Source organism: Caproicibacterium lactatifermentans (assembly GCF_013315815.1).
GTDB lineage: Bacteria > Bacillota > Clostridia > Oscillospirales > Acutalibacteraceae > Caproicibacterium > Caproicibacterium lactatifermentans.
Genome location: NZ_CP046051.1, coordinates 1,827,501 through 1,845,223 on the forward strand (window position 1 = coordinate 1,827,501; position 17,723 = coordinate 1,845,223).

The window sequence follows — 17,723 nt, forward strand, 5'->3', positions numbered from 1 at the left end:
GTAATTTTTCTAACTTTACTTGATATCGTTTTTCGCATTCTTTTCTTTATTCAGTTTTCAATGTACAGCTGCGGGTTTCCCCGTCTGGTGGGCTTAAGTGGACTCGAACCACCGACCTCACGCTTATCAGGCGTGCGCTCTAACCGGCTGAGCTATAAGCCCATTTCCCGGCTTTCCGGTTCTCACCAGAAGCCCATGGTGGAGATAAACGGGATCGAACCGTTGACCTCCTGCTTGCAAAGCAGGCGCTCTCCCAGCTGAGCTATACCCCCATACTGGTGGCTTTTCCCGTCCACCATCTTCTGAAAGTCTTGCATCGCAAGGCCTTCAAAATTAAACAACGATTGACAAGCTTTTAATCCGACCGACCTAGGATTTCGAGCAGCTTGTTTCATCTGCTCTGTTCTCCATAGAAAGGAGGTGATCCAGCCGCACCTTCTGATACGGCTACCTTGTTACGACTTCACCCCAGTCGCCAATCCTACCTTCGGCAGCGTCCTCCTTGCGGTTAGACTACTGACTTCGGGTATTACCGGCTCCCATGGTGTGACGGGCGGTGTGTACAAGGCCCGGGAACGTATTCACCGCGGCATTATGATCCGCGATTACTAGCAATTCCAACTTCATGCAGGCGGGTTTCAGCCTGCAATCCGAACTGAGACCGCTTTTTGAGGTTCGCTCCACCTCGCGGTATCGCTTCTCTCTGTTAACGGCCATTGTAGTACGTGTGTAGCCCAGGTCATAAGGGGCATGATGATTTGACGTCGTCCCCACCTTCCTCCGTTTTGTCAACGGCAGTCCTGCTAGAGTGCTCTTGCGTAGCAACTAACAGTAAGGGTTGCGCTCGTTGCGGGACTTAACCCAACATCTCACGACACGAGCTGACGACAACCATGCACCACCTGTCTCAACTTTCCCCGAAGGGCACCTAATGCATCTCTGCTTCGTTAGTTGGATGTCAAGACCTGGTAAGGTTCTTCGCGTTGCTTCGAATTAAACCACATACTCCACTGCTTGTGCGGGCCCCCGTCAATTCCTTTGAGTTTCAACCTTGCGGTCGTACTCCCCAGGTGGATTACTTATTGTGTTAACTCCGGCACGGAAGGGGTCAGACCCCCCACACCTAGTAATCATCGTTTACAGCATGGACTACCAGGGTATCTAATCCTGTTTGCTACCCATGCTTTCGTGCTTCAGCGTCAGTTAAAGCCCAGTAGGTCGCCTTCGCCACTGGTGTTCCTCCCGATCTCTACGCATTTCACCGCTACACCGGGAATTCCACCTACCTCTACTTCACTCAAGCCAAACAGTTTCAATTGCAGGCTATGGGTTAAGCCCATAGTTTTCACAGCTGACTTGCTTGGCCGCCTACGCACCCTTTACACCCAGTAAATCCGGACAACGCTCGCTCCCTACGTATTACCGCGGCTGCTGGCACGTAGTTAGCCGGAGCTTGCTGCCTAGGTACCGTCATTATCGTCCCTAGGTACAAAAGTTTACAATCCGAAGACCGTCTTCCTTCACGCGGCGTTGCTGCATCAGAGTTTCCTCCATTGTGCAATATCCCCCACTGCTGCCTCCCGTAGGAGTCTGGGCCGTGTCTCAGTCCCAATGTGGCCGTTCAACCTCTCAGTCCGGCTACCGATCGTCGCCATGGTGGGCTATTATCTCACCATCTAGCTAATCGGACGCGAGTCCATCTTTCAGCAGATTGCTCCTTTGATTTTCCGTCCATGTGAACAGAAAATGTCATGCGGTATTAGTGTCCGTTTCCAGACATTATCCCCCTCTGAAAGGCAGGTTCCTCACGCGTTACTCACCCGTCCGCCACTAAACTTTCTACCGAAGCAAAAAGTTTCGTTCGACTTGCATGTGTTAGGCACGCCGCCAGCGTTCGTCCTGAGCCAGGATCAAACTCTCTAAAATATGATATCTAAACGCCTTTCGGCATCCAAATCTACTCTAGAGCTTTTGTAGCTCGTTTTGATACGCTTGCGTATCGTTTTGCTGTTTTTTTACGAGTCAGCTTCTCGTCATTCCTCTCGGAATCTTTCGGGTCCGTTACTTGTCATCGTTGTTTAATTTTCAAGGTCCTGCGCCGCCTCAATTTCAGCTCCCTTAGGCCTTAGCCCCGGGCGCCTCTCTCGCGGCGACTCATATATAATACCACTGCTTTCTCCCTTTGTCAACTACTTTTTTCATCTTTTTTTGCTTTTTTTTAAAAAGCGCGTTTATGCCCGTTTTTCAGCCGTTTTTTGCATAAGTCAGCTGAATGCTTATTCCACGCTGTGCTTCCGCGGTGCTGTAGTGCATTCCATCATAATAAAGCTTTTTTCCGCCAGGCAGTGCACGGTTCGCCGCTGCCACACAAGATTGAAAGAAATACGGCATACTATTAAAGAGCTCATCTACTGTCTGCCGGTATGGCAGATGTTCCCCTAAATGCAGTGCCAGCACCGTCCTGCCGCTGGCTGCTGCCTGTGCCAAAGCTGTCGCCAGCTTTTTTTTGCTGTTGTTGTCCAAACTGGTCAGCTGCACCGCGCGTGCCTGATAATAGTTCGCATCCATGGAAGAGGCGCTCGGCATCGGCAGGTTGCTGTCGGCCGCATTGTTCCCGTTTGATGGACAAATGGTATGGTCCTGCCGTATCAGCGTATCCGTTAAATTGAAATAATCATAGGTACGCACGCTGCTGTCCATCCATGTGCCGTCAAAGTGATACCACTTCCCGCCGATGCGAATCAGGTTCCAAATATGTGCCGCACCTTTGGAGCTGCCATTGACCAGCCGGCAGGAGAGTCCCGCTTCCGCACACAAAAGCTGCATGGCACGGGCATAGCCGTCACAAACTGCTTTGCCTTTTACGAGGGCACCATAAGAAGTATAGTCCTGCCAGTCCTGTTCCTTGCCTGCAGAAGAATTCGCGTAGCTGCAGCGGTCCGCCAGCGCCTGATAAATGTTTTCTTCCCGTTCCAGTTCGCTTTGTTTGGCGGAAGTGCCGGCCATTGCCCTTATCACAGCTGTCTGCAGCTGTTTCTGCATACTGCTGCAGACTGTTGGTGAAACACGGCTGTACAGCTGCACACTGGTTGCAGTGAAAGAGTAAGTATAGGTATATTGATTAGAAACCCAAAACATCTGTGGATTATCATTAAAAAATGCCATCACTGTCAGCTGTGTATCTTTGTCCGAAAGCTGTGTGTACAGGACAGCAGGCTGCAGCGGATAGCCATTCTTTTCTTTTTGGTCTGCAATCTTTCCGGCACAGGCCAGCATCTGCTGGTACAGCCGGCGGCAGCTGTCACTGGGCAGGCCGTTGTAATCTCCCCGCTGTGACACCAGCGTACAGCTTTGTCCCGCTGCCGCTGAAGAAACCGTCTGGACCGGTGGAATAGATACACTGTCTGTTTCCGGAAGTGCACATCCCGTCAAGCAGGCAAGTGCCAGCGTCAGTGCCAGAAAACATACAGGCTTTTTCCTCATGCTTCTGTCCCCACTTCCTATTCTGTCAACTTCACCATTATACCTGCTTTCAGTCTCTTTGCCTATACAATAAGGAGGAAAAAATTTTTTCCTTTTTTATAGGCAAAAAAATCCGGCCCGTGCAGCTGCACATACGGCCGGATTCCTGTATCTTTTATTCTTCTTCTGTTTCCATAGCAGGACGGTACGCATGCAGCTGCAGAACCACCGCCGTAACATCGTCGTCATGGCCGTCACTGCGGCGGGCCACGGCACCCGCAACAATTGCCTCCGCCAATTCCTGCGGTGTTTTGGCATCCCCCGGAGCTGCCAGCAAATCACATATCCATTTTGTTCCCGCACACAGGGCACCATCACTGAGCATCACCAGCAGGTCACTGTCCCCCAGTTCTTCCTGTGCGCAGTGAAACTGCGCTGTTTCCAGAATGCCAACGGGCAGACCGGGTGCGTCCACCGGATAAACCTTTCCCTGTCGACAGACAAAGCTCATGGCGGCGCCGGCCTTGCAGAACTGAATAATGCCAGTATACAGGTCCGCACTGACAAGGTCTACCGTAGCCGTGGATTCGTCACCAGATTTCACTCCCATGGCTGTGTTGACAATCTGCAGTGCGCTGTCAAATCCAATTCCTGCTTCTATTAGCTGTGTCAGCAAATCCGAAACCATCACGCCATCCACTGCCGCACGGCCACCGGCTCCCATGCCGTCACTTAAAATGCAGATGTACCGGCCAGTGCCGTCCTCAAAGCAGCGGGTGCTGTCCCCGCACAGCATATTATCCCCACAGTTATGTCGGGCACTGGCCGCAATGACACGGAACTGCGGCCGTTCACAAAAGACAAGTCGCCATGCCGTTTGTGTCCGGCTGATGCTCGGTTGTGAAAAAGTCCGCCCGCATACTTTGGAAATCTCACGCGTCAATTCCGCTTTGTTGACCTGTATGCCCTGTCCCCGCACAATCATTGCTTCAATTGTCATGCGCTCAAATCGATCCACTCTGCAGCTGACATCCAGCGGCTGCAAAGAAAACTCATACAGTACTTCTGATACCAAACTGGCGCTTGTGCTGTCGCTGTGCTCGAACAGCTCAAATTCCGATGCCATTTCTTCTAATATTGTACGCACGACGGAAAACTGCTGAACCAGCCGTCGGCGGTTTTGTGAAGCCTGTGTACGGCTGTACACCTGCAGCGCTGACTGCCTGTGTGCCTGCTGAGACTTGTCCAGCTTTTCGCCCACCTGTGCCAGCGTGTCCGCTACATTTCCAAGCGCGTTCGCGGCGTGGTCCAGTCTTGTCACAACCGTCCGGCGCAAATCCTGTGCGCGCGGCGTTTCTCCGACACTTGCGGTTGATATGGAAAAATGCCCTAAAATCCGCCCGGTCAGGCGTTCCGGTAGAAGAATATACAATACAGCGGCAATGGCCACCTCCCACAGCGTGTCCATTCGCTGGGTGGTCAGTGCTTCCGGCAAAGTTGCAACCGCGCTGCTTAAAATGAAAGCACAGGCACCTGCCAGCCTGCCCATGGGCGCAAACAGCCCCGCCAGCAGACCGCCGACTCCATACGCACCTGCCAGTCCGCCTAATCCGCTGCCGGAAAAGGACAGGCAGGCGCCAGCCGCTACACCGGATACACTGCCACCGGCTACACCGCTGTATTCACTTGCATATAAGGTAATCAGCACCGCAAGGATACCACCAACCGACACGGGCCCTATTTTCAGTGCAGAAAGCGCCAGCAAAAATACGCCGGCCGAAAAAGCCGCACAGGTCAGCTCCTGCGGCAAACAGTTTCCCTGCCGCAGCTGGTGGTCCAACAGGTCCCCTGTTTGGGAGAAAAAGTATCCCCAGCCGGCTGCCAGCAGGCCTTCAGCCACTGCATAGGCAGCACCGCTTGTCCCCGTACTGTTGACATAAAAGACAATCATCCCCGTACACAGCATGGGTATACCGGCCATCAGCGCCGCAAACAGCGCTTTCACCCGTAAAAACCGCGAAGCCGCTTCCCGCAGCGCCCATCTAATACCCATTGCCGCCAGCAGTGCCATTAGGCAGTGCATCGGTACGGTCACTGTCCCCGGCAGCAGGTACCCCAGCACTGAACCCAGCGCCGCTGCCGCCGCGTATTCCCATGGGCAGGCTGCCGCCAGCGCTACCCCAAAAGGTGCGCACCGGTCAAATACCACAGCACGTGCTGCCAACAGGCCCATTGCAAAGAACGCCGCCTGGCGTGCGGCCTTCTTCATGGCGGTGCCCGCCCGGTCCCAATTCAGCGTCTGCTCTTTTGCCATTGTCGAACCACTCCATTTCCTGCAGCATTCCGCTATATGTACTTTATTTACAAATTTGTAATTTCTATTATACAAGCCGCCGCATGTCGGATTGTCGCAGAACTGGCCGCTGTGCACATACTTTTTATGGTGCTGTCCGTACAAATGTGCTAAAATAGAAAGAAAGCTGTACCGCCACGGCCCTTGCGGGCAGTTTTTTAATGGGAATCTAATAGAGAAGGTGTAAAAAAATGGACTACCATTTCTCCGACCGTGTCAAAGCCCTGAAGCCCTCAGCGATTCGTGAAATTTTCAAATATGCTGCTGACCCGGAGGTTATCTCCCTTTCTGCCGGCAACCCCGCACCGGAAGCTTTTCCGGTAGAGGCCATTCGCCGCTGCAGCGATGACCTCCTGCGGGAGCAGCCCATTGATGCACTGCAATACAGTGTAACCGAGGGCCTGCCCGCCCTGCGGGAAGACGTGACCGCCTTTCTGCAAAAGCACTGCGGCATTCACACGCCCGGTGACAGTGTCCTCATTACCAGCGGTGCCCAGCAGATTATGGACCTGTTCGGCAAATCCGTCCTTAACGAGGGAGATACTGTCGTTTGTGAAGAGCCAAGTTTCATCGGTGCCCTCAACTCGTTCCGTTCTTACCATGCTGTACTGAAAGGCGTACCCATGCAGGAAGACGGCATGGACCTCACCAAATTAGAGGATATTCTGAAAAGTGACCGGAAAGTTCAGTTTATTTACACAATCCCCAACTTTCAGAACCCAACCGGCCTGACAACCAGCTGGGAAAAGCGCCGCGGCATTTACGACCTCGCCAAAAAATACGATGTTTTGATTTTGGAGGACAACCCTTATGGTGACCTGCGCTTTGCGGGTGAGAATATTCCTTCTATTAAAACACTGGATACAGAAGGACGTGTCCTCTACTCCGGCACATTCAGCAAGACCATCTCCCCCGGTATGCGTGTCGGCTTTGCCGCTGGCGGCAGCACGTTGCTGCAGAAGATGGTCGTCTGCAAACAGGGCAGTGATGTACACACCAACATCTGGAGTCAGCATGTCATCCACCGCTTCCTACATGGCTGGGATTTTGAAAAGCATTTGTGTGGACTGCGGAAAATTTACGCCAAAAAATATGCGGTTGCTGAAAAAGCCCTGCAGGAAACCGCACCGCTGCTGCAGTATCGGCCGATTCAGGGTGGCCTGTTCATTTGGTGCACACTGCCTGCATCCATTCCGATGATTGATTACTGTAAGCAGGCCGTTCTGCATAAAGTGTGTGTCGTTCCCGGCAACGCTTTCCTCACCGATGAAAACACACCCTGCCAGAGTTTCCGCATCAACTATTCTTCTCCAACAGATGAGGACCTCGCACGTGGCATTTCCATTCTTGGCAAACTGGCTGCCGACTGGCCCGTATAACCGCTTGACAAATCCCGCGGGCCTGCCTATAATAGCGTCAAAAGCAGCAATCATACAGCAAAACCTGTGAGAAAGACAAGTAAGCGGAAAAACTGCCCCCGCAGAGAGCCGGACCTTTGGGTGAAAATCCGGTGCCGCAGCTTCCGCCGAATGGACTTTTGAGGCTGAACTGAACCGCAATTTTTTGCGCAGTAGGGGAAGCGGGACTTTCCGCCCGTTATTCCGGAAAGTGCAGTATATATGTACACTAAGCGGGCGCATTCGCGTCAAACTGGGTGGCACCGCAGGAGATTTTACAGGCTCCTGTCCCTCTCTTCTTCTTCGGAAAAGGGGGACAGGAGCCTTTTTTCCGTCTTTGCTGCCAGACAAAATAAGAGCAACAACCATGTTTGTACAGGAGGTTATACAAATGGAACAACAAACGCCAGAACGCAAGAAGCGCATTTTCAGCGCGATTCAGCCAAGCGGTGACATCACCCTGGGCAACTATCTGGGCGCATTAAAAAACTGGGTATCCCTGCAGGACAGCTATGACTGCATCTTTGCTTTGGCAGACCTGCACACAATCACCGTCCGGCAAAAGCCAGCCGACCTGCGTCACCACACATTAAATGCCTATGCCCTGCTGCTGGCCTGCGGCATTGACCCCAAACGCAGCCTGTTTTTCCTGCAGAGCCATGTGCCGGCTCATTCGCAGCTGGCATGGATTCTGAACTGCTACACACAGTTCGGGGAACTGCAGCGCATGACACAGTTTAAAGATAAATCCAAAAAGCACGCTGATAATGTAAACGCCGGTCTGTTCACTTATCCCAGCCTGATGGCAGCGGACATTCTGCTGTATCAGACGGACTTTGTCCCGGTCGGTGAGGACCAGACACAGCATCTGGAACTTACCCGCAACATTGCCGAACGCTTCAACAACGCCTACTCCCCCACCTTCACCCTGCCCGCGGCTTTCGTTGGCAAAGAAGGTAAGCGCATTATGAGCCTGCAGGACCCGTCCCATAAAATGAGCAAGAGCGACGAAAACGTAAACGGCTGTGTCTATGTGCTGGACAAGCCGGACGACATTATGCGCAAATTCAAGCGCGCCATTACGGACAGCGAAGCAAGTGTCCACTATGGCGAGGGCAAGGACGGCATCAACAACTTAATGGAGATTTACTCCTGTATCACCGGTGAAACCTTCGACCAGATTGAACATGATTTTTCCGGAAAAGGATATGGGGACTTTAAGGCAGCTGTCGGTGAAGCTGTCATTGAGCACCTGCGTCCCATTCAGGAACGCTTTGCCCAGTACAGCAGTGACCGCGATTATATGGAACAGTACTGGAACGACGGTGCCGAAAAAGCTGCCCGCATCGCCAACCGCACCCTGCAGAAAGTCATGAAAAAAGTCGGCTTTATTCCGCCGCATCGTTCATAATTCTCAAAAAGCAGCGCTCTGTGTCCACCACGGCACAGGGTGCTTTTTATATATACATACCTTTTCTGTTTCCTGCGCAGGATAAAAAGGCAGTCTTGTATATCTGGCCGGAATGCGGTATGATTATAGAAAATTGTCTGCCGTCTGGGCAGTTCCGCAGGAGTGTCCCGCTTATTTCTTTCCCCTATTACCTCTTGATTGGAGATATTATGAAACGTTTTTTCAGGGCCCTTCGAAAACACCTTTTTACCGTCATTGTTCTGGCCGTGACCATGGCCATTCTTTTATTTTCTCTTTTTAAAGAAGAAAGCATTTCACAGCTAGGCCATATTCTCAGTACGCTGGACCCATTTTGGATTCTGCTGGCTTTCGGCACACTGGTCGTCACATGGGTACTGGAAGGCCTGTGCAACTGGCTTTTGTGCCGTCATTTGTATCCAAGCTGGACTTATGGGCGCTCCTTCATGATTGGCATTACGGGCATTTTTTACTCCGCCATCACACCATTTTCCTCTGGCGGACAACCCATGCAGATTTACTATATGTCCAAAATGGGAATGAAGCCCGGTAAAAGCGCCGCTATTATCTCCTCTAAAACGATTACACATCAAACAACGGCGCTGACTTTTTCCCTGCTGCTGGTGGCGACCAAGCTTTCTTTTTTCGTAGAAAACGTAACACATCTGACAATGTTTACAATTTTCGGGCTTGTCACAAATATTATCTTCATTGCAGCAGTGGTTCTGGTTTCCGTAAACGCTGGCTTCATCTACCGGCTTCTGCACACCTGCTTGAAAGGGCTGAACAAAATTCATATCGTAAAAAATCCGGAAGAGCTGTACCAAACCATTATTAAACAGCTGGACTCTTTCCATGCCGGATTTAAAACCATGGGGAAAAACTGTGGCCGGCTGTATGTCCTTGTCTGCTCCATCACGATTGTACAGCTGATTTTTGGCAGCTTGGACACTTACTGCATTTACCGTGCTTTCCACCTGCACGGTGCCTCCGTATGGCTGATTATCGCAGCTGAGGTTTTCGCTGCAACCGTTGTCGCATTTGTTCCGCTGCCGGGTGGCTCCGGCGGCGCGGAAATTTCCTTTAAAGCGTTCTGCACCATCTTCTTCGGCTCTCTCACCACGCCTGCTATTCTGGTTTGGCGTCTGATTACCTATTACGGAACCATTCTGTTCGGTTATATATTGGTACTGCTGGGTTCCCGCCGGTACGTCGGCACCCGACCACCGGACGAACAGCTGATTGAAAAGAAAGCAGCCTAAAAATAATTCTGCACGCTAAAAAACGGAAGCCTCTAAAGGCTTCCGTTTTTTTATGGCTCCTGCCGGTTTATCTTATTTGGCAGCATTCTCCGGCGGCGCGCCGCATGTTTTTCCTGTACGCGTTTTAGTGCTTTTTCCAATTCCACCACTGTTATCGGCACAACCGACAGCAAAAGCGTCAGCAGCCACTGCAGCGGCGAAAGCACCGCGGTGCGGAAGATGACTGCCAGTGCAGGGACTGCCACAACCACCGCCATAGCCGCACCACAGGCAACTGTAGCCGCTATCAAACTGGGATTGCGCGGACGTCCCTTCTCAAACAGGGAATGCGTGTCGCTACGCATATTAAAGGCATGGGCAAGCTGTGATAAGCTCAGCACAGCAAAACCCATGGTACGCCCAATCACGGGATTCGCCGGATTGGCGTCAAAGAATACCCGCCCAATCGTATATGCCAGCAGGGACAAAGCACCAATTAAACAGCCTTCTACCAGAATGGACCAGCCCATGCCGCCCCCAAACATACTGCTGCCGCGTCGCACCGGCTTCTGCTTCATGACATCGCGGTCCACCGGCTCTGCGCCCAGCGCCAGCGCCGGAAATGAATCGGTAACCAAATTGACCCACAGCAGCTGAATGGCCGCCAGCGGCAGCGGCAGCCGCAGCAGGAAACTGACAAACACCGCCAAGAGTTCCCCGACATTGCAGGAAAGCAAAAAATGAATGGTCCGGCGGATATTGCTGTAAATGCCGCGTCCTTCCCGAACGGCCTCTACAATCGTGGCAAAATTGTCATCCGCCAAAATCATATCTGCCGCACCCTTTGCCACATCCGTTCCACTGCGTCCCATGGCACAGCCAATGTCTGCTGCCTTCAGCGCCGGTGCATCATTGACACCATCGCCGGTCATGGCCACTACTTCGCCGCGGCTTTGCAGTGCCTGCACAATGCGCACCTTGTGTGCCGGTGTCACGCGTGCAAAAATGGTATACCGATAAATATTGCAGGCTAGTTCTTCCTGTTTCATAGCATCCAGCTCCGGACCGGACAGCACACTTCCATCCCCCAAAATGCCCAGTTCCCGCCCGACGGCCGCCGCTGTTTCCACATGGTCGCCCGTAATCATCACTGGCCGTATGCCCGCCTGCTGGCACAAAGCAACCGCATCTTCCGCCTCCGGCCGCGGTGGGTCAGACATACCGATAAGGCCAATGAACTGCAAATTGCTTTCCAGCGACTGGTCGCTGACACCAGAAAATGACGAAACCTCTTTCTGTGCCACTGCCAGTACCCGCAGCGCCCGTGTGGCCATTTCATGGTTCTGTGCCAGCGCACAGCCGCCGCGGCACAGGGGGGCAAGTACATCTGGCGCGCCCTTTGTTATCACACGAAAACGTCCGCCCGGCAGGCGAACTACTACGGTCATACGCTTGCGGGCTGAAGAAAACGGCACTTCCCGCACACGGGGAAACTGCCGGTCCAGCACCGCTTTGTTTCCGGCCGCCTCACACAAGGCCGCCTCGGTTGCTTCCCCCGAGATATGGCTGCCGTCCACTGTGCAGTTGGTGCACAGTGCGGCATCGTCCAGCAATTCCCGCCGTCGTGTACTGTGTGCCGGCAGTAACCCAGAAGCGTTCCGCAGTTCGGTCACCGTCATATGGTCCCGCGTCAGTGTGCCGGTTTTGTCACTGCAAATGACACTGGCACTGCCCAGTGTTTCCACTGCCATCATATGGCGGACGATTGCCCGGTGCTCCGCCATATGACGCATCCCAGCTGCCAGAACGATGGTAACGACCGCCGGCAGTCCTTCTGGAATGGCAGCGACCGCCAGTGAAATAGAGGTTAGAAACATTTCCAGCGGCGGCGTTCCCTGCACAAGTCCCATAATAAAGATGATGCCGCACAGAACCAAAGCGCCTGTCCCTAATACTTTCCCAGTTACTTCCAACTTTTTTTGCAACGGTGTCTGCGGTGTTTTCTGCGTTGTCAGCATATGTGCAATATGCCCAACCTGTGTGTGCATTCCCGTTTCAACCACCAACCCGCGGCCATGTCCAGCCGTCACACTGGTAGAGGAAAAACACATATTGTGTCGGTCCCCCAACGGCGCTGTTTCCGAACACAGGATGTCTGCGTCTTTGCGGACCGCCCTGCTTTCTCCGGTTAGCGTACTTTCCTGCACCTGCAGTCCGGTGGTCTGCGTCAGGCGAATATCCGCCGGCACAAGGTCACCGGTTTCCAGCAAAACAACATCGCCCGGCACAAGGTCTTCCGCCGGAATATGTACCGTTCTGCCACCCCGCACAGCTTTTGCCTGCGGTGCCGCCATCTCCTGCAATGCGGCAAGCGCCTTTTCTGCGCGGCTTTCCTGCACAACGCCAATCACTGCGTTGACATTGACCACCAGCAGAATAATAATGGAATCAATATAATCCGTGCTGCCCTGCAGCCAGGAGGTAAAAAAGGATACACCAGCTGCCAGCAGCAGAATCAGCACCATGAAATCTTGAAACTGTGCTAAAAAGCGCCGGATAAGCGGCTGCCCATGTTGTCCTGCAAGGGCATTTTTCCCCCATGTGCGCCGCCGGTCCGCGGCCTGTGCCCGATTTAACCCCTCCGGTTTGCTGTTCAGTTTTTTTTCACATACGGCCACTGTCAAGTTGTGCCAGTTTGTCATAGGAAATCCCCCCTGCTGTTTTCACTTTATGCAATTCTTTAGGAAATCAGTACAAACTGTATTTGGATAAAATGGATTATTCTCCTGCTGGTGTGAAGCCAAATTATACAAAACTCTAATCTTGTGAAATCCAAGCTTACTTCTTTGCTCTCTTATTGCCTAAAGAATAAGCCCTTTTCTTGTTTTCGGGGTAATATATGGTACTTTTTGTTCATTCCTACTAAATACTCCACTTTTGCCCTTGAAAATCTAGGCGATAAAAGGTATTATAAGAATGACTTAACAAGTAAGCCATATGGAAGATCTGCCGGGCTTTTTGTTTTTGTTGAAAAAGACGCCGGTTTCTCCTATTTTTTTTGTTTATAAAAGGAGAGATGCGTTCTTCCTGTCGGCGATAGTGTGAACGATTGTCACAGCCTGTCAAGCAACGGAGAGTATTCAATTGAAACAGCAAAGGAGAGCGGAGAAAATGCAGATACGTAAGGAATTAATTGGAAAATCTACGACTGGAAGCAGCTGCCTACAGTATTATATCTATTATGATGGGGAGAGCTACGGCGTAGAAGTCGAGCAGGTGAAAACCCAGCTTGCCAGCGGAACCGTTTCGGACAGCCGCGGGCAGGCTGTCCACCTTGCACAGTCGCTGCTGCGCAATCAGGTCTTTCCCGATAACCTAACTGAAATTCTGGACGATTATCATTTTCTCGATTAAATTTTGCCATGTGGTGGTGATTCTTCTATAATATAGCAGAATCAGTTGGAAGGAGAAAACAAAATGCAGAAATACGTCTGTAACGTCTGCGGCTATGTCTATGACCCTGCCATAGGTGACCCGGACAATGGTATCCCCGCCGGAACGCCTTTTGAAAAGCTGCCGGACGACTGGAAATGTCCTCTGTGCGGCATAGACAAAAAAGAATTTTCCCCTGAAGAAGGCTAAAATCCGCATGACAAAAGATCCCGGCAGAGAGGCTGCGCGGGGTCTTTTTTGACTGTAATGCAAAGAAAAAGGTTCTCCGTAAAGGAGAACCTTTTTTCCTTCGTGCATAATATGAATGCCAAATTCCAGTCCCATTGCGTATATCTTTTTGGCCCACGTGCAAAGTCTACCTCCGCCTGCGGCTCCGACCACTGCACATCACATACAATGTACTCCCACCCAATTTTTTTGGGTGTGTCGCCATATAGGCGGCACCATGGCGGCCTTGTTTTTTTGCAGCATTGTTGTCCCGCCTGTTTGGTTGCTCCAGTGGTTTTTCGTAATCTGACACGGCTGAAGGCCTACCCCTATCCGTTTCACCTGCGTATGTCCTACCGCATGACAGGGCCTGCTTCCCTGGAAATGCGCTTTTCCACAACTAATATCGGTGCCTAGTCCATATCGTTCGTGGTGGGCGGTCATCCAGCTTTTCAGATGCCTGTCGGACAGGCTGCAGCACCACCACAGATGAAGATAACTGCTTTGAACACAAGCGTGGTATGACCATTCTGCCACCGAACGAAACCTCTGATTTTGCTTTTACTATCACTCTGCTTTAATTCTCTGTAAAAAAGATAAAAAGGGCGCTGCCGCAGGCTGGAACTTTTCCCGCCGCGGCAACAGCAAAGGCAAAAGGCTGTACAGCAAGGTCAGCACTGCCGCAAAAGAAAGCAAATTGACCACTGGATGATAAGAGTCAAGCCTCACGCCGATTCCTTCAGAATGCCATATTTCTGCTTTAAACGGTCCAGCTTTTCAAACATCGGCTGGGACACCAGCAGCAGCGTTAAAAAGGTTGCCAGCGCGTGTACGGCATTGGCCGGAACACCCGAAAGGTAAATGGCCCCTGCGCTCGCCGGTGTAATGGTATTGGTCATTAAAAACAGGGAACAGGTGTCCTGAAGCGGCCCAACAATAGCCATGACCAGCACCGCACCAAAAATGGACAGTGGTATCCGCCGGCGGCTAATCATCCCACTGCGGCAGAAAATACCCGCCAAAAATCCGGCCATACCAAAGGCAAGCATCTGCCACGGTGTCCATGGGCCCTGCCCAAAAAAGAAGTTCGAAACAAAGGCCGCCATGGCGCCGGTCATAAAACCGGCCTGCGGGCCCAGTGCCGCGCCGACAATGATAATAATAGCAGTCATCGGCTTAAAGTGCGGCGCCCAGATAAACAGCAGCCGTGCGGCCACCGCAATGGCACATAAAACCGCCAGTGTTACCAGCTCGCGGGCCTGTGGGCGGCGGTGCTCAAAGGAAAAGAAAAACGGCACCATTGCCAGCACAATCACCAGCAGGCTGGCCCCATAGGCATGTCCGTTGCCCATCGCCTTGCCGCCAAAAACCAGCAGCATTGCAATCCCTGCTAAGCAGGCTGTCATAACTAGAATGGACTTTTTGCTGTATGTTCTCTTTACAAATGATTCTTGTGGCATAATGTAATCACATCCTTACAGGTTACTGCATTGTTAAACTCATGGCGGCTCATACGATTGGCCGCGGTGGTATAAAAGCTGTTGTTGGAAAAAAACTGCGTTGGCGGGCTGGTCGTCAGTACACTGCCGTCAAAAAAAAGCGACACTTGGTCCGCATAGCGGGCACAGAATTCAATATCATGTGAAACCATAAGGATAGTCGTCTGCCGCTGTTTCAGCCGCTCAAAAACAGCGGCCAGCTGGGCCTTAAAGCCGCTGTCAATTCCCTTGGTCGGTTCGTCCAGCAGCAAAATCCGCGGCCGGCACAGCAGCACCTTCGCCAGCGCCGCTTTCTGCTGCTCGCCGCCGGAAAGGTCGTACGGGTGCGCGTCCAGCAGCTCGGTAATGTCACATTCGGCAATCACCTGCTGCAAAAGCGCTTCTCCCTCCTCTTTTGCGAGTTTTTGTGAGGAAAGCATCTCTTCCAGATCCTCCCGCACAGTCTTTTTCAGGAAAAGGCACTGCGGATCCTGCGGCAGCATGGCGAGGCACCCGTGAAATAATCTTTCTGTCTTCCAGCGGCGGATATTTTTCTGTAAAACCAGAACGCTCCCCCGATAGGGACGGCAAATGCCGCAGGCGGCTTTCAGCATCGTGGATTTTCCCGTGCCATTGCCACCCACCACGGCGGAAAGCTTCCCTTTCGGCAGCTTGAGTGAAACGCCTTTCAGGACATCCGGCGTGTCTTTTTCATAACGAAACCAGACATCTTTCAGTTCCAGCACTGTTTCCGCGTCCTCCTCCGGCTCAGCTGGGCGATTCAGTCGGCGAACAATGTTTTCTTTTCCTGCAAGCTCCTGTGTCAGCCAGTTGCGTCCCTCCCGCACCGTGACCGGGCAGGACTGACCGCCGCCGATACTGTAGTAAACCTGCATAGGTGCCGGCAGGGACGGTACCAGTTCTGGTTTGTCCTCAAAAATGCGGCGGCCTGCCCGACGCGGCACATCGTCCGCAAAGATACTGCCATTGTCCATCACAACCACTCTGTCCGCACAGGGGATGATTTCTTCCAGCCGATGTTCCGAAATAAGAACCGTTGTGCCCAATTCCCGATTCAGCTTACATACTGTATTGAGGAAATCAGAAGCGGCAACCGGGTCCAGCTGGCTGGTTGGCTCGTCCAGAATCAGCATTTCCGGCTGCATCGCCATAATGGACGCTAGATTTAGCAGCTGCTTCTGCCCGCCGGAAAGCGTGCTGACATCCCGGTAAAACCACGACTGTATGCCAAAATAACTGGCCATTTCCGCAACCCGCAGCCGCATGGTCCGCTGGTCCGTGCCCAGGCTTTCCAGCCCAAAGGCTAGCTCGTGCCACACCTTGTCTGTCACCGTTTGATTTTCCGGATTCTGCATCACATAGCCGATTTGGCTGCTTTGTTCCCGCAGGCTGACCTGCTGCAAAGGACGTCCCTTCCATAAAATTGTACCCTGCCGGGTGCCATGTGGTGCTAGCACCGTTTTTAGGTGGCTCAGCAGTGTTGTTTTGCCGCTGCCGCTTTTTCCACACAGCGCAACATATTCCCCTGAACGGATTGAAAAATTTACTTTGTGCAATGCCTCTTTCGGTGCCGCTGGATAGGAAAAGCTAAAATCTTTGACCGAAAATAATTCCATAAAATATCCTCTTTAATATGTAGGAAGCTCGGGAACAGCAAAAGTGCCGCACTTCCCCCGAACGCCAGCCAAAACGCGGTCCCTGAACAGCTCCACTGGTAGCGCGGCGAAAAGGACACGGCCGCCAGTAAAAAACAGGCACCGAAAAACACCAGCGCGCCGCAGTCCGCCGCCCGAAAAGTATAGCGTGCAAAGGAAGTTCGCCGGCCGGTGCCGTAGCCGCGACTTTTCATAGAATCCGCTGTGGTCAGGGAACCCTCCAGTGCCCAGGATGTCAGTGCTGAAAGCCTGCCCACACTGTTCCGCAGCTTCTGCCGGGTATTCCCCGTGCCGGTGCAGCCAATACCTTTTTGTACCGCCGTTATCGTTTCAGCCTTTCGCCGCAGGGCAGGCACCATCTGAAATACCATAGACAGCATCAGTGAAGCGGCTGGTGCCAGCCCGCTGAAAAGATACAGCATTTTGTCGCTGTCCATCGTTTGCTGCCAGCAGGAGGCCCACATCATCACTGAAAAGAACATTCCGCCGGCCGTCACGCCGTACAGCAGTGCTTCCAGCGTATACGGGCGGCTAAAATAAGTGAACAACACCGTGCTGCCGCTGGTATTGAACAGCGGATTTAATGCTGCAAGCAGAGCGGAAAATCCAAGTATGGACATTAGAAAGCGTAGACCGCCAGAGCGCCGTAAGAGCAGCATATACAACGTGGATGCCGCCGCGTCCAGTGCCAAAAAGCATGGGTTTGTCAAAAACACGCTCAGCAGCAGGGCTGCCGCAAAGAATATAAAACAAACACTGGGGTTGCAGGCCGCAAATGGTTCCTTCATGGGATTCCCCCTGACAATATCTGTCGGCAAAAGTCCGTACAGTATAAAAGATTTGGCAATGTTTATTGTAGCACTGCCAAATCACTTTGTCTATTTTCCTTCTTTTTGTCTGTCCCCCTTTTGGGCTACCTCAACTCTTGACATGAAGCCAGCATAAAAAATGGTGGCCTGCATTGCAACTTGGTACAATGCAGGCCACCGGATGATTGGCTAGCCCACCCAGTGCATGGAGCAAAGGA

12 protein-coding genes, 2 tRNA genes and 1 rRNA gene are annotated in these 17,723 nt (G+C 52.3%); 6 read left to right on the forward strand and 9 right to left on the reverse strand.

The features are described 5' to 3' along the window. Positions 1-85: 85 nt before the first annotated feature. The 5 genes from GJQ69_RS08920 to GJQ69_RS08940 all read right to left on the reverse strand — a co-directional run bounded on the left by GJQ69_RS08920 (position 86) and on the right by GJQ69_RS08940 (position 5,776). Positions 86-162: transfer RNA gene (locus tag GJQ69_RS08920), tRNA-Ile, on the reverse strand. Between the two features lie 34 nt (positions 163-196). Beyond that, positions 197-272 (reverse strand) — tRNA-Ala (locus GJQ69_RS08925). A 141-nt stretch (positions 273-413) separates the two neighbouring features. Next, positions 414-1,926, reverse strand: a 16S ribosomal RNA gene (locus GJQ69_RS08930). Between the two features lie 318 nt (positions 1,927-2,244). Continuing rightward, positions 2,245-3,483: a transglutaminase domain-containing protein gene (locus tag GJQ69_RS08935; RefSeq protein WP_157658886.1), complete on the reverse strand. Its 1,239-nt coding sequence runs from the start codon at positions 3,481-3,483 to the stop codon at positions 2,245-2,247. Positions 3,484-3,637: 154 nt separating this feature from the next. Then, positions 3,638-5,776, reverse strand: coding sequence for a SpoIIE family protein phosphatase (locus GJQ69_RS08940; protein ID WP_086035083.1), 2,139 nt, complete (start codon positions 5,774-5,776; stop codon positions 3,638-3,640). Between the two features lie 230 nt (positions 5,777-6,006). On the opposite strand from GJQ69_RS08940, the gene GJQ69_RS08945 reads away from it, so the two are divergent. The 3 genes from GJQ69_RS08945 (at position 6,007) to GJQ69_RS08955 (ending at position 9,903) form a co-directional block, all read left to right on the forward strand. Continuing rightward, positions 6,007-7,194 (forward strand): aminotransferase-like domain-containing protein, encoded by a 1,188-nt coding sequence (locus GJQ69_RS08945; RefSeq protein WP_086035082.1) that lies wholly within the window; start codon positions 6,007-6,009, stop codon positions 7,192-7,194. Between the two features lie 409 nt (positions 7,195-7,603). Next, entirely contained in the window at positions 7,604-8,623 is a 1,020-nt protein-coding gene (gene trpS, locus GJQ69_RS08950) for a tryptophan--tRNA ligase (protein ID WP_086035081.1), read from the forward strand. Between the two features lie 209 nt (positions 8,624-8,832). Then, positions 8,833-9,903, forward strand: a complete 1,071-nt coding sequence (locus GJQ69_RS08955; protein WP_174193532.1) for a lysylphosphatidylglycerol synthase transmembrane domain-containing protein — start codon at positions 8,833-8,835, stop codon at positions 9,901-9,903. Between the two features lie 50 nt (positions 9,904-9,953). On the opposite strand, the gene GJQ69_RS08960 is transcribed toward GJQ69_RS08955, so the two are convergent. Further along, the gene (locus GJQ69_RS08960) at positions 9,954-12,584 is read right to left on the reverse strand and encodes a cation-translocating P-type ATPase (protein ID WP_174193534.1); all 2,631 of its coding nucleotides are present in this window, start codon (positions 12,582-12,584) and stop codon (positions 9,954-9,956) included. Positions 12,585-13,053: 469 nt separating this feature from the next. Between GJQ69_RS08960 and GJQ69_RS08965 the strand changes: the two genes are divergently transcribed. From GJQ69_RS08965 to GJQ69_RS09860, 3 genes are all read left to right on the forward strand, one after another. After that, positions 13,054-13,296 (forward strand): DUF6514 family protein, encoded by a 243-nt coding sequence (locus GJQ69_RS08965; protein WP_086035079.1) that lies wholly within the window; start codon positions 13,054-13,056, stop codon positions 13,294-13,296. 63 nt (positions 13,297-13,359) lie between these two features. Further along, a complete protein-coding gene (gene rd / locus GJQ69_RS08970) occupies positions 13,360-13,524 on the forward strand; it encodes a rubredoxin (RefSeq protein WP_086035078.1) in 165 nt (54 codons plus the stop codon). Positions 13,525-13,833: 309 nt separating this feature from the next. Then, entirely contained in the window at positions 13,834-13,959 is a 126-nt protein-coding gene (locus GJQ69_RS09860; RefSeq protein ID WP_274379839.1) for a hypothetical protein, read from the forward strand. 308 nt (positions 13,960-14,267) lie between these two features. On the opposite strand, the gene GJQ69_RS08975 is transcribed toward GJQ69_RS09860, so the two are convergent. The 3 genes from GJQ69_RS08975 to GJQ69_RS08985 are packed head-to-tail and all read right to left on the reverse strand — an operon-like array spanning position 14,268 to position 17,484. Beyond that, entirely contained in the window at positions 14,268-15,002 is a 735-nt protein-coding gene (locus GJQ69_RS08975; protein ID WP_086035076.1) for an ECF transporter S component, read from the reverse strand. Further along, positions 14,981-16,657, reverse strand: a complete 1,677-nt coding sequence (locus tag GJQ69_RS08980) for an ABC transporter ATP-binding protein (protein WP_174193536.1) — start codon at positions 16,655-16,657, stop codon at positions 14,981-14,983. Before GJQ69_RS08980 ends, GJQ69_RS08975 begins: the two co-directional genes overlap by 22 nt. Next, complete coding sequence (locus tag GJQ69_RS08985; RefSeq protein ID WP_157658884.1) at positions 16,585-17,484, reverse strand: energy-coupling factor transporter transmembrane component T; 900 nt, start codon at positions 17,482-17,484, stop codon at positions 16,585-16,587. The genes GJQ69_RS08980 and GJQ69_RS08985 overlap by 73 nt, the downstream gene beginning before the upstream one ends. Positions 17,485-17,723: the final 239 nt, after the last annotated feature.